The organism is Alphaproteobacteria bacterium US3C007, assembly GCA_034423775.1.
In the GTDB taxonomy this organism is placed as follows: Bacteria; Pseudomonadota; Alphaproteobacteria; order Rhodobacterales; family Rhodobacteraceae; genus Thalassovivens; species Thalassovivens spotae.
The window spans coordinates 710,823-730,275 of sequence record CP139918.1 but is presented as its reverse complement, the minus strand read 5'-3'; the positions used below and the strand labels follow the sequence as shown (position 1 = coordinate 730,275).

20 protein-coding genes are annotated in these 19,453 nt (G+C 53.5%); 10 read left to right on the top strand and 10 right to left on the bottom strand.

Annotated elements, in window-relative coordinates; translation table 11 throughout:
- Nucleotides 1-121: 121 nt before the first annotated feature.
- The 3 genes from UM181_03700 (at nt 122) to UM181_03690 (ending at nt 3,233) form a co-directional block, all read left to right on the top strand.
- Nucleotides 122-433: an ETC complex I subunit gene (locus UM181_03700; GenBank protein ID WQC63729.1), complete on the top strand. Its 312-nt coding sequence runs from the start codon at nt 122-124 to the stop codon at nt 431-433.
- A gap of 282 nt (nt 434-715) precedes the next feature.
- Complete coding sequence (locus UM181_03695; GenBank protein WQC63728.1) at nt 716-1,546, top strand: 3-keto-5-aminohexanoate cleavage protein; 831 nt, start codon at nt 716-718, stop codon at nt 1,544-1,546.
- 61 nt (nt 1,547-1,607) lie between these two features.
- Complete coding sequence (locus UM181_03690) at nt 1,608-3,233, top strand: thiamine pyrophosphate-binding protein (protein WQC63727.1); 1,626 nt, start codon at nt 1,608-1,610, stop codon at nt 3,231-3,233.
- A 2-nt stretch (nt 3,234-3,235) separates the two neighbouring features.
- Here UM181_03690 and UM181_03685 read toward each other — a convergent pair whose 3' ends face one another.
- From UM181_03685 to UM181_03665, 5 genes are all read right to left on the bottom strand, one after another.
- The gene (locus UM181_03685) at nt 3,236-3,493 is read right to left on the bottom strand and encodes a hypothetical protein (GenBank protein ID WQC63726.1); all 258 of its coding nucleotides are present in this window, start codon (nt 3,491-3,493) and stop codon (nt 3,236-3,238) included.
- 111 nt (nt 3,494-3,604) lie between these two features.
- Entirely contained in the window at nt 3,605-4,414 is an 810-nt protein-coding gene (locus tag UM181_03680) for a division plane positioning ATPase MipZ (protein ID WQC63725.1), read from the bottom strand.
- 217 nt (nt 4,415-4,631) lie between these two features.
- Nucleotides 4,632-5,783, bottom strand: coding sequence for a DNA recombination protein RmuC (rmuC, locus tag UM181_03675; protein WQC63724.1), 1,152 nt, complete (start codon nt 5,781-5,783; stop codon nt 4,632-4,634).
- Nucleotides 5,783-7,645: a DNA mismatch repair endonuclease MutL gene (mutL, locus tag UM181_03670; GenBank protein ID WQC63723.1), complete on the bottom strand. Its 1,863-nt coding sequence runs from the start codon at nt 7,643-7,645 to the stop codon at nt 5,783-5,785. Before mutL ends, rmuC begins: the two co-directional genes overlap by 1 nt.
- 135 nt (nt 7,646-7,780) lie before the next feature.
- Nucleotides 7,781-8,968 carry a TIGR03862 family flavoprotein gene (locus tag UM181_03665; protein ID WQC63722.1) on the bottom strand — a complete coding sequence of 396 codons (1,188 nt, stop codon included), beginning with the start codon at nt 8,966-8,968 and terminating at the stop codon, nt 7,781-7,783.
- Nucleotides 8,969-9,215: 247 nt separating this feature from the next.
- Between UM181_03665 and UM181_03660 the strand changes: the two genes are divergently transcribed.
- Nucleotides 9,216-9,506, top strand: coding sequence for an HNH endonuclease (locus tag UM181_03660; protein WQC63721.1), 291 nt, complete (start codon nt 9,216-9,218; stop codon nt 9,504-9,506).
- Here the strand turns inward: UM181_03660 and UM181_03655 are convergent.
- From UM181_03655 to UM181_03645, 3 genes are all read right to left on the bottom strand, one after another.
- A complete protein-coding gene (locus UM181_03655; GenBank protein WQC63720.1) occupies nt 9,503-10,129 on the bottom strand; it encodes an enoyl-CoA hydratase/isomerase family protein in 627 nt (208 codons plus the stop codon). The genes UM181_03660 and UM181_03655 overlap by 4 nt on opposite strands.
- Complete coding sequence (locus tag UM181_03650) at nt 10,126-10,878, bottom strand: SDR family NAD(P)-dependent oxidoreductase (protein WQC63719.1); 753 nt, start codon at nt 10,876-10,878, stop codon at nt 10,126-10,128. The genes UM181_03655 and UM181_03650 overlap by 4 nt, the downstream gene beginning before the upstream one ends.
- Nucleotides 10,879-11,013: 135 nt before the next feature.
- Nucleotides 11,014-11,760, bottom strand: a complete 747-nt coding sequence (locus UM181_03645) for an SDR family oxidoreductase (GenBank protein WQC63718.1) — start codon at nt 11,758-11,760, stop codon at nt 11,014-11,016.
- A 129-nt stretch (nt 11,761-11,889) separates the two neighbouring features.
- Here UM181_03645 and UM181_03640 point away from each other — a divergent pair, with 129 nt between their 5' ends.
- Both UM181_03640 and UM181_03635 read left to right on the top strand, forming a co-directional pair.
- Nucleotides 11,890-13,245: a TldD/PmbA family protein gene (locus UM181_03640; protein ID WQC63717.1), complete on the top strand. Its 1,356-nt coding sequence runs from the start codon at nt 11,890-11,892 to the stop codon at nt 13,243-13,245.
- On the top strand, nt 13,232-14,011 hold the full coding sequence (locus tag UM181_03635; protein ID WQC63716.1) for a 3'(2'),5'-bisphosphate nucleotidase CysQ: 780 nt from the start codon (nt 13,232-13,234) through the stop codon (nt 14,009-14,011). The genes UM181_03640 and UM181_03635 overlap by 14 nt, the downstream gene beginning before the upstream one ends.
- On the opposite strand, the gene UM181_03630 is transcribed toward UM181_03635, so the two are convergent.
- Both UM181_03630 and UM181_03625 read right to left on the bottom strand, forming a co-directional pair.
- Nucleotides 14,000-14,644 carry a ChrR family anti-sigma-E factor gene (locus UM181_03630; protein ID WQC63715.1) on the bottom strand — a complete coding sequence of 215 codons (645 nt, stop codon included), beginning with the start codon at nt 14,642-14,644 and terminating at the stop codon, nt 14,000-14,002. The genes UM181_03635 and UM181_03630 overlap by 12 nt on opposite strands.
- A gap of 14 nt (nt 14,645-14,658) precedes the next feature.
- Nucleotides 14,659-15,165: a sigma-70 family RNA polymerase sigma factor gene (locus UM181_03625; GenBank protein WQC64692.1), complete on the bottom strand. Its 507-nt coding sequence runs from the start codon at nt 15,163-15,165 to the stop codon at nt 14,659-14,661.
- Between the two features lie 271 nt (nt 15,166-15,436).
- Here UM181_03625 and UM181_03620 point away from each other — a divergent pair, with 271 nt between their 5' ends.
- Genes UM181_03620 through UM181_03605 form a run of 4 tightly spaced genes read left to right on the top strand, consistent with a single transcriptional unit; the run spans nt 15,437 to nt 19,441 of the window.
- Nucleotides 15,437-16,735, top strand: a complete 1,299-nt coding sequence (locus UM181_03620; GenBank protein WQC63714.1) for an FAD-dependent oxidoreductase — start codon at nt 15,437-15,439, stop codon at nt 16,733-16,735.
- The gene (locus tag UM181_03615; protein ID WQC63713.1) at nt 16,732-17,484 is read left to right on the top strand and encodes a DUF1365 domain-containing protein; all 753 of its coding nucleotides are present in this window, start codon (nt 16,732-16,734) and stop codon (nt 17,482-17,484) included. Before UM181_03620 ends, UM181_03615 begins: the two co-directional genes overlap by 4 nt.
- Nucleotides 17,484-18,716: an MFS transporter gene (locus tag UM181_03610; GenBank protein WQC63712.1), complete on the top strand. Its 1,233-nt coding sequence runs from the start codon at nt 17,484-17,486 to the stop codon at nt 18,714-18,716. Before UM181_03615 ends, UM181_03610 begins: the two co-directional genes overlap by 1 nt.
- On the top strand, nt 18,713-19,441 hold the full coding sequence (locus UM181_03605; protein WQC63711.1) for an SDR family NAD(P)-dependent oxidoreductase: 729 nt from the start codon (nt 18,713-18,715) through the stop codon (nt 19,439-19,441). Before UM181_03610 ends, UM181_03605 begins: the two co-directional genes overlap by 4 nt.
- Nucleotides 19,442-19,453: the final 12 nt, after the last annotated feature.

The following is a 19,453-nucleotide window of genomic DNA, read 5'->3' as shown; positions in this document are numbered from 1 at the left end:
AAACTGAGTGATTCTGGGTTTTTTTAAAACGCGTGCGCTACGGGGTGAAATTGGACGGATCTTTTGCTTGTTTACCCGATGAAAATCACGCATAAGACAGGGGTTTTTTAGGAGAACATGAATGTCTGCACGTATTTTCAAACCGGCTAAAACGGCGATGTCCTCCGGGCTTGCCCGCACACATGACTGGGTCCTTGAATATACGCAATCCTCGGCGCGGGAAGTTGACCCCTTGATGGGCTGGACATCTAGCGCGGATACGCAATCGCAGGTTACTTTGCGGTTTGAGAATAAAGAGGCTGCTATCCAGTATGCCAAGCAAAAAGCTTTGGCCTATGAAGTGATCGAACCCAAGACTCGCAAGGCAAATATTCGCGCGGGCGGGTATGGCGAGAATTTTGCTACGACGCGGCGCGGCGCGTGGACGCACTAAGCGTAGGCCGCTCATAGAGACCCCATCGCCTCCCAACTACGCTTTTGTTTAGAGCCTGTTTGCTAGGCGCGGCTGCGTTTATGGCTATTGAAGCGCAGAGGCGCGACCTGTATTCGCGATAAAAGCGGAAGTCTGCGCGCCGACCTTTTGCTTTAAAAGGTCAATCATTTCGTTAATCGTATTACGCAACGCGGCATGTTAAATTTGGATATCCTTGGATGATTACTTGCTTAAAATCGTAGGTTTGATATTGAATTTTCGCGAGCAAAGAAAGAGTAATCGATGAGTAAGCCCTGCATAATTTGTGTTGCGATTACGGGTTCAGTGCCAAAGAAATCTGACAATCCGGCTGTGCCTATTTCCATCGAAGAACAAGTGGAAAGCACGCAAGCGGCTTTTGAATTGGGCGCAAGTATCGCGCATTGCCATGTGCGTTTGCCCGATGGAACGCCAAGCTCGGATCCGGGCCGGTTTGCGCTGTTGATGGAGGGTATAAAAACCCATTGCCCCGGCATGATTGTTCAATTGTCAACCGGAGGCCGCTCTGGTGCGGGGCAGGAGCGTGGTGGGATGTTGCCGCTGCGCCCTGATATGGCGTCACTGACAGTGGGCTCGAATAATTTTCCGACGCGGGTTTATGAAAACCCTCCGGATTTGATCGATTGGCTCTCCAGTGAAATGCTCGCATATGATATTAAACCAGAGATAGAAGCTTTCGATTTGTCTCATTTGTATCAAACGGCGAAGATGTTGGCCGATGGCCGCCTCGCGGCGAAGCCCTATGTGCAATTCGTGATGGGGGTAAAGAATGCAATGCCTGCGGAGAAAGACGTTTTTGACTATTATATAAAAACGGTAGAGCGTTTGATGCCGGATGTTGAATGGTGCGCGGCCGGTATCGGGGCGCAGCAAATCGTTGTCAATGAATGGTCGATTGCCGCGGGTGGACATGTGCGTACTGGGTTGGAAGATAATATCAAACTTGATCGTTCAACCTTAGCGCCCTCAAATGCTGCGCTTGTTGCGCGCGCAGTTGATCTTTGCACGCGCTTCGATCGCAAGCCTGCCACCGTGCACGAGGCGCGCGCATTGCTTGGGTTGCGGGCGGCTTGATATTTGATTGGTTTGCACGGGTGTCGCATCCGTTTTGAGCCATCGCTTGGAGAATAGAAAAATGCGTCACGGCGGCCAAATCCTGATCGACCAGTTAAAAATTCAAGGCGTAGACCGGGTGTTTTGTTTGCCTGGGGAAAGCTATCTAGCAGCGCTGGACGGATTGTTTGAGAGCGGCATTGAAACGATCATCGGGCGTCAAGAAGGCGGCGTGGCGATAATGGCAGAAGCGCATGGCAAGTTAACCGGCAAGCCGGGCGTGGCCTTTGTTACGCGGGGTCCGGGCGCAACAAATGCATCCGCTGGGGTGCATATCGCGTTGCAAGATAGCACGCCGATGATCTTATTCGTGGGCCAGGTGGCCAGCGATCAGCGTGATCGGGAAGCCTTTCAAGAAGTTGATTATCGGCAGATGTTCGCGCCGCTTGCCAAATGGGTTGCCGAAATTGATCGCGTTGATCGGATACCTGAATATATCAGCCGGGCATTTCACATGGCCGTTTCGGGGCGACCTGGCCCGGTCGTGTTGGCCTTGCCCGAGGATATGCTGGCGCAGCAGTGTGACGTGTTGGATGCAAAGCCGGCGCAACCTGCCTGGCAGGATGTCTCAGAGGCCTCTGTGCAAAAGGTGCTGACACAGCTGCAGGGGGCAGAAAACCCAATCCTTATCGCCGGGGGCGGCGCGTGGAGCGCAAAAGCCGCCAAGGATCTGGCCCGCTTTGCCGCAGCGCTTCATCTGCCCGTGGCCACATCTTTTCGATGCCAAGATTACATTGACAACCGGCACCCCAATTATGCTGGTGATTTGGGAATTGCCCCTAATCCCGCTTTGCTAAGCCGGGTGCAAAGCGCGGATTGCCTCCTGGTGCTGGGGGCGCGCATGGGCGAGATGACAACGGGCGGATATGGGCTGTTAGACATTCCAAATCCAAGCCAAACCATGATCCATATCCACAGCGATGCCAATGAGATTGGGCGCGTGTATCGCCCCCATTTGGGCTTTGCTTGTACGGCATCTCAATTCTTGGCGCAGGCGCTTAAAACCTTGCCTGCGGTGCCTGTTGCACCGCAGGCCAGCCCCGAGCATAAGGCCTATCAGGCGTGGCAAGCCCCATCCGCAACCCCGGGGGCTGTGCAATTAGAGCAGGTGATCTTGCATCTTTCTGCAACGCTTTCAGACGATGCTATTTTAACCAATGGGGCGGGCAATTACGCAGGCTGGCTGCACCGTTATTTCTGCTACAAAGCCTATCGCACGCAACTTGCGCCCACTTCTGGAAGCATGGGATATGGGCTGCCCGCGGCGGTTTCGGCAAAATTAGCACATCCGGAGCGCGCGGTTGTGTGCCTTGCCGGCGATGGGTGTTTTCAAATGAGCATGCAAGAGTTTGGAACGGCGGTTCAATACGGCGCCAATATTATCGTGATTGTGGTGAATAACGGTGTTTATGGAACCATTCGAATGCACCAGCAAAAGACATATCCTGACCGCCCTTCAGGAACAGATATCCGCAATCCAGATTTTGCGGCTCTGGCCCGCTCCTATGGAGGGTTTGGCGCAACGATCACCAAGACGGACCAATTTGCCGATGCGTTTGCCGCGGCCCGTGCGGCGCATGCCCCCGCGATATTGGATGTGCAAACGGATCCGCGCGCAGTCACCACGCGCAGCTCAACCGCGTTCTAACGTTATGGCTGCGATGAGCGGTCTGACGCAGAGCTGCGGCTTTCAGAGCGTTTGTTGAACGGAGTTTTGCTTTTAAACAATCGCCACAGGGTCCAGCCGATGGTGCCTCCAAAGAAAAGCACCGCGGCGGCGACCATTTCTACTCCGGCGGCTGAACTGACGCTGCGTTGGCTCAGCGCAAAGACAAGCAGCGCGAGCGCGAGGATGGATAGAACCAACCTAAATATCAGCTCTTGGCGCGGCGGCGCGAATTTCGTCATGCGATATTTTCCTTTCCTGCGCATCGAACAGGTTTGATCGTGAGATAGCGCGCTACAGTCGGATTGCGCGGATTTACTGATTTAGGCCGCTAGCTGAGGCAATCAAAGCCGCTAAAAATTAAGCTCAACTTCGGGAAGCTCTAGCGTTTTAAGCAGATCGCGCAATTCTTGGCGGGCGGCAATATTTGACATATTCAACTGCCGCACCCCGGTATCTTTAAGATCAAGCAAGGTAAGCCCGCGCGGGAACAGCTCTCTGAAAATCACCCGCTCATTGAAACCGGGTGCAATCCGGAACCCGATCCGGTCGGCCAATTCTTCCAGTGCCTTGCTCATTTTTTGTTTATTGACCATTTGCTGCGCGCCCACGCGGTTGCGCAACACAATCCAGTCGATCGGCTTTAAACCAGCCTGCGCGCGCAATTGCCGGGCATGCCAGACCATTTCCGAATAAACAGACGGGCCGGCGATGGTTTGCCCATCACTGCTGATATGCGCCAAGAGATCAAAATCGACAAAGCTGTCATTCAGCGGGGTGATCAGTGTATCGGCAAGCGAATGGGCGACCTGGCTCAAGCGTGTATGCGAGCCTGGGCAATCTATCATAATAAAATCGCTACCGGGTTCCATCTCAACGATCGCGGCTGACAATCTGTGATCATAGATGTTTTCGTCTTCAGGTACGGCGGATTTTTCAATTTCAGGCAGGCTAAAATGTTGTGGGCTTGGGAAACTTAGCCCCGCCTCATCCTGATATTTTTTACGGTTCAAGCAATAGCGGGCAAATGTTTGTTGGCGCAGATCCAAATCAAGCCCTGCAACCCGATGGCCCATGCGCGACAGCGCGGTCGCCAAATGCATCGTGACTGTTGACTTGCCAGCGCCGCCTTTTTCATTTCCGACAACAATGATATGTGCCACTTGGTGTATCTCGCCACGTTTTTACAAGTGTTAGCCTATAAGCGCTGTCTATCTCAAGGTGAAGCCTTATCAAAAGATTATCATGCAAAGAATTCAATTTAGCCACAAAACAATGCAAGCTGGCAACGCTTTGATCCGAGCCTGATCGCTGCATCGCGCATTTTCATACAAACAAAGTTTATTGGCAAGCGTCTCGACACGTTCGTGCTCATTTGGCTTACGGGTCTTTTGCGGGTGTTGGGGGCACCAGCGGAGGTTCTGCCTCGCTTGGAGCCAACTCTTCAAAGTCAAAATTATCCAAGCGGCGCGCCCGTCTTCCAGCTTTTTCCGAGCTGATTTTGATTTCAGACAGATCTTTTGCGGCTTGACCGAAATGACGGTCAAGGTTTTCAACCCGCGTGCCTAATCTGTCAACATCTTGATACAGAAGGCCTAATTCGCGGCGGATGGATCCTGCTTGCGCGCGCATGCGGGCATCTTTGAGAATGGCGCGCATTGTATTTAACGTGGCCATGCAGGTGGTGGGGGATACGATCCAAACGCGCGCTGCAAAGCTTTCACGCACCAAATCTGGGAAATTCGCGTGGATCTCAGCGTAAACCGCTTCTGACGGCAAAAACATCAGCGCGCCATCCGCGGTTTCCCCCTCGATAATATATTTCTCGCTGATATCCTTGATATGTTTGCGCAGCGCTGTTCGAAATTGCCGCGCCGCCTCTGCCAAATCGGCCTCTGTGCTGGCCCGCCGCATCGCTTCATAAGCTTCTAGGGGAAATTTACTGTCGATGGCGATTGGCCCAGGCGGGTTGGGAAGGTGAATAATACAATCTGCGCGCCGCCCGTTTGAAAGGGTGGCTTGCATCGTAAAACTGTCTTGTGGCAAGGCTTTGATCACGATGTCATGCAATTGAATTTCACCGAATGCCCCGCGTGTTTGTTTGTTTGACAAAATATCCTGCAAACTCAAAACATCCCCTGAGAGCTTGGTGATGTTCTCTTGTGCTTTATCAATGGTGGCTAAGCGCTGCTGAAGATCCCCCAAAGATTGGGCAGTCCGGCGGGCTGAGCCATGCATATTTTCAGAGAGCTGTTGCTGAACTTGCGCAAGACGTTGCTCCATCAAGGCCAGCATGTTGGTTTGCGCCTTGGCATTGGCTTCTGACACGTGGTGTAGCCCGCCTGATAAACGCTCTTGGCCGTCACTTAGGGCCTGCAATTGTTTGACCAAAAGGCTCATTTCTTGTTCTGCAAGCCCGTTTGACTGGCCGGATTTACGCAAGGTAGAAATCCACCAAATCAAGACCGCCAGCAGCAGGCCAAGCACAAGAAAAACCATCGGATTGTTTGAAAGGAGAGGCGTGTTTTCCATCAGCTACGCCCGAATAAGCGTTCGATATCCGCCAGTTTTAATTCTATATACGTTGGCCGACCATGATTACATTGGCCCGAAAGCGGCGTTTTCTCCATATCGCGCAGCAATGCATTCATTTCTTCGGGCCGCATTCTGCGCCCAGAGCGAATAGATCCATGGCAGGAAATCCGGCTCAGAATTTCTTGGATCTTGGTTTTGATTTTTTCGCTATTGCCCAGATCTTGCAGCTCATCCACCAGATCCATGATCAGGGGTTTTGCGCTCACGGGGCCCAAAATAGCCGGTGTTTCGCGCACTGCTATGGCGCTTCCCCCAAAGGCCTCAATGATCAGCCCCAGTTCGGCCAGCTCTTGGGAGCGTTGCAGAAGATCAGCGCATGTTTCAGCTGGAAGCTCAACAATATCTGGAATCAAAAGCGCTTGCGTGGCGACGCCGGTTTCCGCCATTTGCGCTTTCAGCTTTTCGTAAACAAGGCGTTCATGGGCTGCGTGTTGATCCACAATCACAAGGCCGTTTTCGGTTTGGGCAATGATGTAGTTCTCGTGAATTTGGCCTCTCGCTGCGCCCAAGGGAAAATGATCTTGTTCAGCAATTGGCTGTGAGTCATCCGCGGTTGCGGGTGTCTTTGGCTTTGCCTGCTGTGGCTCTTGCGCGACATATGAGGCGCTTGGTTCGGCAAATTCTGGGGATTGGAACCGATAGCTTTCAACTTTGCTTTTGGTCGAGAGGCGCGGCATCTGATAAACGGGCGCGCGGGGCTGGCCTGGCTTCAGCGCGTCAAGCGCTGCTGCTGCAACGGTGCTTGATGCTCGGTGTCCTTCCTCGGAAAGGGCGGCGCGCAGGCCCGAAACGATCAAACTGCGCGCTGCGGATGGATCTCGAAACCGGACTTCTGATTTTGCAGGATGCACGTTGACATCGACCAAATGCGGATCGCAGGTGATGTTGAGCGCTGCGGCCGGATGCCGATCGCGCGACAACACGTCAGAATAGGCCGCTCTTAACGCGCCATTCAACGTTTTATCGCGCACCGGGCGGCCATTGACGAAAATATATTGATTAATGGCGGCTCCGCGCGAATAGGTGGGCAATGCAGCATAGCCGGTTAAACGAAGGTGCTCGCGCTCGGTTTCGATGCGCAGCGCATTCTCGATAAACTCTTGGCCCAAGAGTTTTGACAACCGGTTTGCCAATGCCTCGAAATACGGGGCGTCTTCCGGGGCAAGCTGCAAGATCATCCGCTGCGCGCCTCCCGAGACATCTCGCAACACGAACCCGATTGCAGGCTCTGCCATGGCCAAGCGGCGAATAACATCGCTGATTGCTTGGGTTTCAGCGCGCTCGCTGCGCATAAACTTTAAGCGCGCCGGCGTGGCAAAGAATAAATCACGCAGCTCGACCACTGTGCCCGCGCTAAGCGCTGCTGGTTTTACCGCCGATTGCACGCTTCCTGAAACGGTGATTTCGGCGCCCTCATGGCCGGCAGCGCGACTGGTAATGGAAAGCCTTCCAACGGCGCCCAATGATGGCAGGGCTTCGCCTCGAAATCCGAAACTTTCAATATTCAGCAGGTCACTTCCGTCAATTTTAGATGTGGCATGGCGGGATAGGGCTAAGGGCAGATCATCCGCTGTCATGCCGTGACCGTCATCAGTGATGCGGATCAGCGTTTTGCCTCCATCGGCGATATCAATGGAAATGCGCCGTGCTCCGGCATCAATGGCATTTTCTGTCAGCTCTTTGACTGCAGAGGCCGGGCGCTCGACCACTTCGCCGGCTGCGATGCGGTTTACCGCTGCGTCATCTAACTGCCGGATCAGGGGGCGTTCTTTGAAGATATGGGGTGTCTCAGCTTGCATACCACAAGGTTTAGCATGAGTGGCGGCGATTCTTCCATCGATAATCGCATATTGTAAAACTTTGCTAGATCGCAAAATAGGGGTATTTTAAACGTTTACATGCCACGGGCTTTTGACGCGCTAGACAGGTTTGTTTTAGCTTTGAGCCGCATAGTTTGCCGCATGATCGCCGGCCCAAGCACCGGTGGCTAGGCAGGCATTTATCAGATAGCCCCCCGTTGGCGCTTCCCAATCCAACATTTCGCCAGCGCAAAAAACACCAGGTAATTTTTTGAGCATCAGGCCCGCATTGAGATCCTGCCATCGCACGCCGCCCGCTGTGGAAATTGCTTCATCCAAGGGAGCAAGCCCCGTATAGGCGAGCGGCAGGGCTTTGATCATGCGGGCCAGCGCCGCGGGGTCGGTGGGCAATGGGCGGGCCAGTTCTTGCAGCAAAGCAATCTTAACCGGGGGTAGGCGCAAGGTTTTGCGTAAAAAATTTGAGAGGCTGTTTTTGCCCTTTGGCCGCTGCAATGCCGTCGCGATCTGCGCAATCGTAAGATCTGGCGCAAGATCGATAAACAGCTTTTGGCGCTGGCGGAGCGCTGGGCTGAGCGTATAAATACCGCTGCCCTCTAAGCCCTGCTTACTTAGGATCACCTCGCCGCGGCTTTTATACCCCCCCGCTGTCAGTGCTACGGATTTAATAGGCTGGCCATAGAGTTTCTGCATATAGGGTGACCAGGCCACCTGCAGTGCCGCGTTTGAGGGCTCAAAGGGTGCGCTTGCTACGCCGCGCTGCGCCAGAATATCAATCCACTGCCCGTCAGAGCCCAGTTTTTTCCAACTGCCCCCGCCAAGCGCCAAAACCGCAACATCTGGGGTGATCTGTGCGGGTCCGCTTGGGGTTTCAAATCCAAAGCAGCCATCTTTGCTAAGCGTCCTCCACCGCGATTTCACGCGCAGTTCAGCCCCTGCATTTTGAAGACGAAGCATCCAGGCGCGCAAGAGAGGCGAGGCTTTCATAACTTTTGGAAAGACGCGGCCAGAAGATCCGCTAAACACGTCTGCGCCCAGCGCATTCGCCCAACGCATCACGTCGGCTGGTCCAAAATCATTGAGCATGGGGGCCAATTGCGCGCTGGCGTCGTAATATTGATTTTGAAAGATTGCGAGAGGCTCATTTTTGGTCAGGTTTAAACCTGATTTTCCCGCCATAAGAAATTTTCGCCCGATAGAGGGTTTCGCGTCGAAAATCTGCACCTGCGCGCCTTGCGCCAGCAACCGCTCTGCGGCCATAAGCCCCGCCGGACCGGCCCCGATGATTAGCGCTGAATTGCTCATGCCCTCCCCCTGCAGATAGCCGATAAGCTTATCAGATCAATGCAACGCGTCTCTTTGATCATTCTGAGCAGTCTCCTTGGTTTATGACGGCGGTGCTTAACGCTTTGCGCTTAGGGTCTAAGCCTATCCGGGCTATTGATCCACCGGTATTTATCGTCGTTCAGCCTGTTTTGCGGCGCCTGCTTTTCTGAACAGCATTTCAAGCTAGATCCTTTACAGTGACGCGTAAGAGAATAAAGGCTTAGCGATGATAGAGGATCCAATCTGCCCTTTATGCGCGCGGCCTATCCCACCACACGCGCCGCAAAGCCTTCACCATTTGGTGCCCAAGCTAAAAGGCGGCAAAGGTGGCCCGACGGTTTTGTTGCATCATCAATGTCATAAAGAAATTCATGCCTGCCTTAGCGAGGCCGAGCTAGCCCGCAATTATGCCACCATTGAAAAATTGAAAACGCATCCTCGTCTGGAAAAATTTATTGCTTGGGTGGCGAAACGGCCGCCGGAGTTTTTATCCCGCACGCCCAAACGCCGCCGCTAAAGCGTGCCTCGGCTGGCGTTGCACATTGCTTTTATCGCGGCCACATGGCTGGCTTGCGCTTTGCTGACCTTTTCTGTCATCCGATAGGCTGCTGCGATAAGCGTATCTTTGGCGCATATTTGGTCGATCAACCCGGCATTCAATGCGTCTGTGGCGGTCATTTTATGACCGGCCATTAAAATTAATTTGCTTCGTGCGGGCCCAATCAGTGCGCGCAATCTTCCCGGATCGCTAGGTTGCGGTAGAAACCCGCGCTCCATTACGGGGTAGAAAAATTTGGCTTCTGGAACGGCAAGGCGTAAATCGCAGGCCAAGGCCATGCCAAACGCGCCGCCTGCTAAAGTGCCGTTTAAGGCCGCAATTGTCAGCGCCGGCAAATCGGCAATCGCGGTTGAAACGCGCTCCCAAATATCCGAGGTTGCCAATCCCAGCGCGGCTTGATCTAGATCCGCTCCGGCGCTGAATGTTTTACCTGCGCCGGTTATGATGAGAGCCTGTGCTGTTTGCGCCATCTGCACGATTTGTAAAATCTCTTCCAGCATGTCTTGCGTCAACGAATTGGCTTTATCGGGCCGATCTAAGGTTAAACGCCAAATAGTGCCGTCTTTGTGAAGCTGGATCATAGCAGGCCCAGTTTTTGGCGAAACGCGGTATCGCGCAGCGATAATTCCGTACCCAAATAAGGGTCGGCGGCGCTGGTGCACATCCAAACAAGCGCTTTGGCGGGCCAATCTGTGGCAATATGCGCCGACCAGTCAAGCTGGCTGACAGGGTTAATACCGCTGGCTTTGATGTCTTTCTGCATTTGGGTTGCAACGGTTCCCGGTGATAAGCCCATGCTTCGAATACCGTCTTTGTGATGCTCTAAATGCAAAGATTCGGTCAGCATGGCGGCCCCAGCTTTTGACGCACAATAGCCGCTCCAGCCCTCTACCGCATGATGCGCCGCGCCCGAACTCACGGTCAGGATCGTTCCTGCGCCTTGGGCCTGCATGATCGGCAGGGCCGCGCGGATGCCATAAAACACGCCTTTCAGGTTGATATCGATCATTTGTGACCACTCTTGCGGCTCGACGCTGGCCAAAGCGCTGATTGGGGCAATCACACCCGCGTTATTAATCAGAATATCAACGCTGCCAAACGCTGCTTGTGCGGCGCGGATCGCAGCGTCTACGGCCGCGTAATCGGCGACATCGCAGGCCCGCGCCATGGCGCGAGGCCCGATATCGTTCGCCAGTTCAATAATCTGAGTTTCGCTGCGCGCCAAAAGGCAAACATTGGCGCCGGCAGCGGCCAATTCCGCGGCAGTTGCCGCCCCAATGCCACGGCTGGCACCGGTGATTACAGCTGTTTTGCCGGTGAGGTCTTTCATCTATATGCTCGCTTTCAGATCTAGGGTTCGCCACGCCTATATATAGAGGCGAAGAGGCTATGGGTAGCGGGATCGGGTGTTAAACATGATCTTTGATCTCTGCTTCAGGCCGCGTGTCTTTTTCAGGCATAGGGTTTAGACGCGCAGCGCTGGCAGTCCAACACCCGTTGCCTCAAAGCCGCCATCCGCGGCAACCACTTGGCCTGTTACAAAAGAAGCTTTCTCAGAGCATAGAAAAAAGATGACTTCGCCAATTTCGCGCTCGTTGCCATAACGGTTTAAAGGGATGGCGTCATGATAGGCGTCAATAATCTCTGGGGTGTGAACGGCCATCGCCAATTTTGTGCGCACTGGGCCGGGGGCCACGCAATTGGCGCGAATGCCATATTCGCCCAATTCAATGGCTTGTTGTTTTGTAAGCTGCATTACCGCCGCTTTTGAAGTGCCATAAGCAACGCGCAAGGTCGAAGCACGCAGACCTGAAATAGAGGCGATATTGACAATGCTGCCCCGCGTGTCACGCAGCAGCGGTGTTAGGGCTTGGCTGAGGTAAAACATACCATCCAAATTCGTATCCATAACCTTGCGCCAAATGGCTGGATCGCAATCTTCAATCGGACCAAAATCAGCCACACCAGCATTGTTGACAAGGCAATCAAGTCGCCCCAGCCGGGTTTGTATCTCTTGCGCGATTTGCCCCGAGGCTTGCGGGTTAGACACGTCGAATACCAAAATTTCTGCGGCGGGAAGGTCTAGTGCAGCAGCGTCGAGTGCTTGCGCATCCCGGTCAAGCAAAACCACTTGATAGCCGTTTTCCGCAAAAATATGCGCTGTTGCCAAGCCGATGCCGCGCGCGCCCCCTGTGATCAGTGCCGTTTTCATTATCTTGTTTATCCTATTTCGCTGCACTCTGCCGCCAAGGCTACACAAAAACCAGCAGCATCTGCAATGGAAGCTTGCCTTGTTTGGGTGGGTTCACTACCTGTGTAGAAACTAATTTTGCGGGGTGTCATGTCGGGCCAATCTACCTCTTTGCCAGAATTCACTGAAAAGCTGCTTAGTGCAGCGCGGCTTGCTGGGGCTGATGCGGCGGATGCTTTGGCCAGCATGGGCAGCGCGATCGAGATCAATGTGCGCTCGGGCGTTTTAGAGCAGGCCGAGCGATCCGAAGCAATGGATTTGGGGCTGCGGGTCTTCATAGGTCAACGGCAGGCGGTGGTCTCTGGATCTGATCTGCGCGATGACACGCTGAGCACCATGGCCGAGCGGGCCGTGGCCATGGCCAAAGAAGCCCCGGATGATCCCTATGCGGGGCTGGCGGCGCCCGAACAGCTGGCCATGGATTGGAATATAGAGGAACTTGAACTTTATGACGCGCAGCCGGAACCCTCTGCTGCCGCATTAGAGGCAGATGCGCTTGCGGCTGAAGCTGCAGCGCTGCGTGTGGCGGGGATTGAACAGGTAGATGCGGCCTCGGCCTCTTACGGCTCTGGCCAGGTTCATTTTCAAACCAGCGCTGGCTTTGCGGGCGGGTATCAGCGCAGCAGCCGGTCAATTTCCTGCGTGGCGATTGCTGGTACCGGTCTGCAGATGGAACGTGACTATGATTTTGACAACCGTATTTTTCAAGAAGATCTGACCGATCCAGCTGAAATTGGGGCAAATGCCGGCGCGCGGGCCGTGGCCCGGCTTAAGCCATCAAAGCCGCCCACTGGGCAGTTTCCCGTTTTGTTCGATGAGCGCGTTGCCTCCAGCCTGATCGGGCATTTTTTGGGCGCTATCAATGGCGCCTCTGTGGCGCGCGGCTCGTCTTGGTTGCTGGAGGGCTTGGGTCAACAAGTGTTTCCAGATGGGACGCAGCTGATCGAAGATCCGCATCGCCCGCGCGTGGCGGGATCGCGCCCCTTTGACGGGGAAGGCTTGCCGACGCAGCGGCGCGCTCTTGTTGAAAATGGGGTGCTAACCGGGTGGACCTTAGATCTGGCTTCTGCGCGGCATTTATCGATGCCGCCCACGGGCAATGCGTCGCGTGGAGTCAGCTCGCCCCCCAGTCCGAGCAATTGGAATATCACCTTGATGCCAGGGCTGCATACTCAGGCCGATTTGATCCGCGATATGGGCAAAGGCTTGCTGGTCACGTCAATGATTGGGTCCACCATCAACCCTAATACTGGTGATTATTCGCGCGGCGCCGCTGGCGTTTGGGTGGAAAATGGTGTGATCAGTCATCCGGTGAGCGAATGCACGATCGCGGGCAATTTACGCGACATGCTGCGCGGCTTCATCGCCGCTAATGATGCGCGCGCGCATCTGTCTCGACGCGTTCCTTCCCTGTTGATTGATGGAATGACTATTGCCGGGGGTTGATCTTCAGCTTTTGCTGGCGGCTGCGCAAAAAGCGGGTGAAATTGCGCAGCGCTATGCCCGAAATGGCGCCCAAGCTTGGGAAAAGCCTGATCACTCTGGGCCCGTTACCGAAGCGGATTTAGCGGTTAATGCTATGCTATTTGATATGCTTGGGTCGGCGCGGCCAAATTATGGTTGGCTGTCTGAGGAAACGGAAGATGATCAAAAGCGTCTCGGTGCAGAGCATTGCTTCGTGATTGATCCGATCGATGGGACGCGAAGTTTTATCGCAGGTGAAAAGACATGGGCGCATTCATTGGCCATCACCACTGGATCTAATGTCACCGCTGCGGTGATTGCCCTGCCTATGCTAGGTTTGACCTATTATGCAGAACAAGGGTCAGGCGCGTTTCTCAATCAGCAAGCGATCAACGTCTCTGATTGCAGGCAGCTTGACGAGGCCACCGTGCTGGCCGCAAAACCTGCTTTGGACGCACAGAATTGGCGCCTTCCGCTGCCGGCGGGCCTGCAGCGGCGGCACAAGCCATCATTGGCGTATCGCATGGCGTTGGTCGCACAGGGGGAGTTTGACGCAATGATCACGCTGCGTGACACTTGGGATTGGGATATTTGCGCCGGAGCTCTCATAGCCGCAGAAGCAGGAGCCCGCGTCAGTGACAAAGCGGGCAACCCGCTTTCTTTTAATCGCTCAGAGGTAACATCATCCGGTGTTTTGGTCGCAAGTCCGCCGCTACATCAGCAGTTTAAAGACGCTTTAGATCTTTAGAAGCGGTTGCATCAATTTATGCAGCAATCCGGTAAATTTTAAAGGCGCCTCGGTCACGGCCAGGCAGATACAACTGGTCCCATCAGCTGCAACCGGCGTATGGCTGACATCGCTGGTGGCCACTTCGATATCACCCCTACTGAAATAATCAGTCTCATCCGCAAACGCGCCTTGAAGCACCAATGTCAGCTCTAAGCCGCTATGGCTATGATTGGGGACGGCCGTGCCCGGCGGAATGTAAAGCAACCGCGCGCTGCCCGCACCAGTGGTTTCCAGAACAGATTGTTTGACGCCCATTCCGATCGGTTGCCATTTGATCGCATCAAGATCAGTTCCGATGTAATCTGCCAAAGGCGCCGGCACGTTTGAGACCTTGGCGGCTTGCAACTTTTCTTCGGGCGGATGCTGTTCGATCAGCGCCATCGTCTTTGCCAAGGCATCCGACGAGAGCGCCGCGCCTTCTGTATCCTCCAGCAGCGCCCCGCCTATGGCGTTATAGCTTTCCAAGGCGGCCCGGCACTGGTCGCAGAGCGAAATATGCGTAGCCACAGCCACCGAAAAACTTTCTGCCAAATTGCCCGACGCATAAGCGATCATCAATTCTTCGGTTAGGTGGTGTTTAATCTTCGTCATTTTGTTTTCATTTCTCATGTCATAGAATGGCGCAACCGCTCAAGGGCTAATCTAATTCGCGATTTGATTGTGCCAAGGGGAAGACCTGTTACATCTGCTATTTCGCTATGCGACATATCTGCAAAATATGCGCGTTCCAGAAGCAAACGCTGCTTCTCTGGCAACTGCTCGATCGCATTGCCCAGTTTTTCACTTTCCTGCTGAAGACCAATCACGTCTTCTTGGTCTGGCTCATGTTCTGGACCCCAGCCAATATCTTCTGGTTCGGGGCGGCGCTGCTTCCTAATTGCATCGATTTTTTTGTTGCGCGCGATCGTGAACATCCACGTCGCGGCGCTGGCCCTGCTGGGATCAAACATATGCGCCTTGCGCCATACGGTTGCCATCGCCTCTTGCGCATGCTCTTCCGCAGAGGCGTGATCACTGCCAGACTTTATCAAAAATGCTTTGATGCGCGGAGCAAATTCGTTGAAAAGACGCTCGAAAGCAGCCGTATTTTGGCTTTCGCCAACCGCTACCAAATCGTGCGACCATTTGTTTGATACATTTTTCTGCGGACGATCCGACAAATTTGATGCCTTTCGAGGCGCTGAAATAGCGTCATTGTTGTCTCTCTCGCTATCATAAGAGAAAACATCTGGCGAGCCTTCAAAGCCCGCAACGCTATTTTGCCGCATATCCACATAGACTGCTACGGCGCATGGCGCAAACCGGATCACATATTTATCGAATTTACTTTTCATCCAAGTCAAAAACCTGCACGTAGATATTTAAAAGATATCGGAGAGACGAATGACTATTGCGCCGCAGGGCCTAAACGGGCCGCGAATAGCAGTGATTGGCGGCGGAATTTCGGGCATGGGCGCCGCGTATGCCTTGTCTGACTCGCAGAATGTAACGCTTTATGAGGCTGCGCCGCGGCTCGGGGGGCATGCGCGCACGGTGCTTGCGGGCAAAGCTGGCACTCAGCCTGTGGATACAGGGTTCATCGTTTTCAATTATGCCAATTATCCCAATATGGCAGATCTTTTTGATGCTCTGAACGTGCCGGTGGTCAAAAGCAATATGAGCTTTGGAGCATCATTGCGCGGCGGGCGCATCGAATATGGTTTGGCCAATTTCAGCGCAATCTTTGCGCAAAAGCGCAACTTAGCAAATCCGAACTTCCTGCGCATGTTGCGCGACATTTTAAAATTCAATGCGCGTGGTTTGGAGCTTGCGCAGGATCCCACAATGACAATTTCAGAGTTTTTGCAACGGCTCGGGTCAGGCCCTTGGTTTCGCGATTACTATCTTTTACCGCTCTCTGGCGCCATTTGGTCAACACCAACTGAGAAAATTTTGGATTTTCCAGCTCGCGCGATGCTGCAATTTTTTGAAAACCATGCGTTGTTAAGCCATACAGGCCAGCATCAATGGTACACTGTTCAAGGGGGATCTCAGGAATATGTTCAGCGTCTTGAGGTCGCTTTGGTGGATCGCGGCGTGGCGGTGCGCGTCAAAACACCGGTATCATCGGTGATCCGCCATGACCGGCAGGTTGAAATCCGCAGCGCTGGGCACCCTCCCGAGTATTTTGACGAGGTGGTCTTTGCCACGCATAGCGATGACAGCCTGCGCCTTTTGGAGGATCCAAGCGCTTTTGAGGCTCAGGCGTTGGGCGCGGTGAAATACCAGCCAAACAACATCACATTGCATTGCGATGAACGCATAATGCCAAAGCGCAGGGCCTGCTGGTCGAGTTGGGTTTACACAGAAACCGAAGATAAAACATCAGACCAGATTGACCTGACATATTGGATGAACTCGCTGCAGCCTATCCCGTTGGATGATCCGCATTTTGTGACATTGAATTCAACACGGCCTATTCGCGAAGATAAGATTTACGACCAGGTGACCCTGCGCCATCCGGTTTACGATTTACACGCGCTTGCCGCGCAGGAAAAAATTGCTACGCGCAACGGAACCAATCGCACGTGGTTTTGCGGGGCTTGGATGAAAAACGGGTTTCATGAAGATGGTCTGTCAAGCGGCTTGGACGTCGCCCAATCTATCATTTTGAAATCAGCGCTTGCCGTTGCGGCAGAATGAGCGCGATTGAGCATATCAGAGGCAGTACGTGGCATGGGCGTAAAGGCGATCTCAAAAATGCGTTTCGCTATAGCATCGATTATCTTTGCCTTGATATAGAGAACGCCCCCCCCAAAAAAGGGATTTTCAAGCGTGATAGCGGGTGGCTTTTTGGGCTTTATGGAAGCGATCATGGCGGCCCTGTAGGGGATGGCCGAGGTGCGGCGTGGGTGCGTGATGTGGCTGCTGGATATAATATTGAGCTGCCGGGTAAAATTTTGCTTCTCGCGCAACCTAGGATATTTGGGCATGTCTTTAATCCGGTCAGCTTCTGGCTGTGTTATGACGCGCAAGATCGATTGTTTTTAGTGATCGCGGAGGTAACCAACACGTTTGGAGATCGTCATTCTTATCTGTGTAAACATACGGATTTAAGGCCAATACAGCCCAGTGATCGTTTGAAAGCGGATAAAATTTTTCATGTCTCACCCTTTCAACCCATACAAGGGGCTTATGAATTTCGCTTTGATATTCGTCCGGAAAAAATTGGGATATGGATTGATTTACAAATGCCACAGGGCGGCGTGATGGCCACGTTAACCGGCCCGCGCCGCGCATTAAGCAATTTTTCCATTTTAGGCGCTTTGCTGCGCCGGCCATTTGGATCGCGGCGGGTGCTGGGGCTGATCCATCTTCAGGCGTTGCGGCTGTGGTGGAAAGGCGCGAAATACCGCCCGCGTCCGACGCCGCCAAAAGCCGAGATTTCATAGTGCCGGGGCGCCGGCTTGGTGTCTTTTCATCATATGGCGTGTTCGCCATGATGTTGGGCGCGGCAGGATTGCCGATCTATATTCATGCTCCTAAATATTTTGTTGATCAATATGGCGTAAGTCTAAGCACGCTGGGGTTGGCCTTATTTGCGCTGCGATCCTTGGATTTTGTTCAAGATCCCATTCTGGCAGCTTTGGCGCAGCGCAGCCGAGAGCGGGGCCAATGGCCAATTTATGCCTCAATTTTACTTTTGGGATTGGGGATGCTGGGCCTCTTTGCGCTTGCGCCGCCGTTTTCCGCAATCATTTGGTTTAGCCTCTGTTTGGCAATGGTTTTTTCGGCGTTCAGCTTTCTAAGCATTCGCTTTTATGCAAATGGCGTGCACGCGTTCGGGGCAGAGGGCCAGCTGCGCCTTGCACGCTGGCGCGAAACGGGCAGTTTATTGGGCATATGCGTTGCTGCGATTGCTCCAACGCTCTTGCTCAATTTCTCAGCTCAGCCCTTTGCGGCCTTTGCTATGGGCTTTTGCGGCCTTTGCCTGATGGCAGGCATTTTAATGCGGGGATATTGGCATCCCATGGCGCAGGCACCGGCGCCGGTTGGTATAGCCATGGTTCTCTCAGATCGCCAATTGCGCCATTTTCTGCTGCTTGCGATGTTGAACTCTGCGCCCGTGGCGGTGAGCTCGACTTTATTTTTATTCTATGTGGAAAGCCGGTTGGGGGCGGCAGATTGGGCCGGAGCGTTATTGATCCTATTCTTTTTGGCTGCGGCTGTCTCAGCCCCCATTTGGACTTATTTGGCAGCGCATTTTGGGCCAAAGCAAGTTTTGCTTCTGGCGATGAGCGCGGCGATTGTAGGTTTTTTTTACGCTTATTTTTTGCAGGAGGGTCAAATTCTTGCCTTTGCGCTTATCTCGCTGGTAAGCGGTGCGGCGCTGGGGGCGGATATGACGCTGCTACCGGCGCTTTTTGCAAGCCATTTGGCAAAACGTTCTGACGGTGCAGAGATTGGGTTTGGGCTTTGGAATTTTGTGTCCAAAATGACATTGGCCTTTGCCGCGGTGCTGGTTTTGCCACTGCTTGAATGGTTTGGGTATCAACCGGGGCTGACAAATGCACAAAAGGGACTAACTGCTTTATCAGCGGGGTATGCGCTTTTGCCCTGTCTCCTCAAGATTTTGGCAATAGTGGCATTGGTGCGATTGCCGATGCAAGGGCATAGAAAATGAGAGATTTTAAATCTAAGCGGTATTGGCTGATTGGTGCGAGCGAAGGCTTGGGCGCCGCTTTAGCGCATGAGCTCAGCGCTGCCGGCGCAGATTTGATTTTATCGGCGCGCAACGAAGAGGCGTTGCATGCACTGGCGGAAAGCTTGCCCGGGCAGGCCGAGGTGGTTCCAATTGATGTGCGTGATATGGACAGCGTTGAGCGCGCAGCTCATTCTGCAGGGTCACTGGATGGTTTGGTCTATTTGGCGGGCGTGTATTGGCCCTTTGCGGCGCAAGCTTGGCATGTCGAACAGACCATTGCGATGTGTGATGTTAACTTCACTGGCGCGGCTCGGGTTTTGGGGCAAGTTGTGCCGCAATTTGTTGCCAAGGATAGCGGGCATATTGTGATTACCGGCAGTATTGGCGGGTTTCGCGGATTGCCAAGCGCGATTGGATATAATGCGTCAAAGGCGGGCGTGATGACCTTGGCTGAATCGCTTTATTGCGATCTCAGGCAGAGCGGTGTGTGCGTCCAATTGGCAAATCCTGGATTTATCAAAACCCGCCTGACCGATAAAAATAAGTTTAACATGCCTTATATTATGCCGCCGGAGCAGGCTGCTAAGATCATGTTGTCCCATATGCAGAGCCACCGGTTTAAAAAGAGTTTTCCAACCTTCTTTAGCCTACTGTTCCGCGCAGCAAATTTTCTGCCAGACTGGCTGTATTACCGGCTTTTTTAGCCAGAGACTTTG

Excerpts from the sequence above, each read along its gene's own strand:
- mutL (WQC63723.1), bottom strand. The coding sequence starts at position 7,645 with ATGCAAGCTGAGACACCCCATATCTTCAAAGAACGCCCCCTGATCCGG.
- rmuC (WQC63724.1), bottom strand. The coding sequence starts at position 5,783 with ATGGAAAACACGCCTCTCCTTTCAAACAATCCGATGGTTTTTCTTGTG.
- UM181_03620 (WQC63714.1), top strand. The coding sequence starts at position 15,437 with ATGACTATTGCGCCGCAGGGCCTAAACGGGCCGCGAATAGCAGTGATT.
- UM181_03655 (WQC63720.1), bottom strand. The coding sequence starts at position 10,129 with ATGATCCAGCTTCACAAAGACGGCACTATTTGGCGTTTAACCTTAGAT.
- UM181_03685 (WQC63726.1), bottom strand. The coding sequence starts at position 3,493 with ATGACGAAATTCGCGCCGCCGCGCCAAGAGCTGATATTTAGGTTGGTT.
- UM181_03605 (WQC63711.1), top strand. The coding sequence starts at position 18,713 with ATGAGAGATTTTAAATCTAAGCGGTATTGGCTGATTGGTGCGAGCGAA.
- UM181_03700 (WQC63729.1), top strand. The coding sequence starts at position 122 with ATGTCTGCACGTATTTTCAAACCGGCTAAAACGGCGATGTCCTCCGGG.
- UM181_03665 (WQC63722.1), bottom strand. The coding sequence starts at position 8,968 with ATGAGCAATTCAGCGCTAATCATCGGGGCCGGTCCGGCGGGGCTTATG.
- UM181_03695 (WQC63728.1), top strand. The coding sequence starts at position 716 with ATGAGTAAGCCCTGCATAATTTGTGTTGCGATTACGGGTTCAGTGCCA.
- UM181_03650 (WQC63719.1), bottom strand. The coding sequence starts at position 10,878 with ATGAAAGACCTCACCGGCAAAACAGCTGTAATCACCGGTGCCAGCCGT.
- UM181_03645 (WQC63718.1), bottom strand. The coding sequence starts at position 11,760 with ATGAAAACGGCACTGATCACAGGGGGCGCGCGCGGCATCGGCTTGGCA.
- UM181_03615 (WQC63713.1), top strand. The coding sequence starts at position 16,732 with ATGAGCGCGATTGAGCATATCAGAGGCAGTACGTGGCATGGGCGTAAA.
- UM181_03640 (WQC63717.1), top strand. The coding sequence starts at position 11,890 with ATGTCGGGCCAATCTACCTCTTTGCCAGAATTCACTGAAAAGCTGCTT.
- UM181_03630 (WQC63715.1), bottom strand. The coding sequence starts at position 14,644 with ATGACGAAGATTAAACACCACCTAACCGAAGAATTGATGATCGCTTAT.
- UM181_03690 (WQC63727.1), top strand. The coding sequence starts at position 1,608 with ATGCGTCACGGCGGCCAAATCCTGATCGACCAGTTAAAAATTCAAGGC.
- UM181_03660 (WQC63721.1), top strand. The coding sequence starts at position 9,216 with ATGATAGAGGATCCAATCTGCCCTTTATGCGCGCGGCCTATCCCACCA.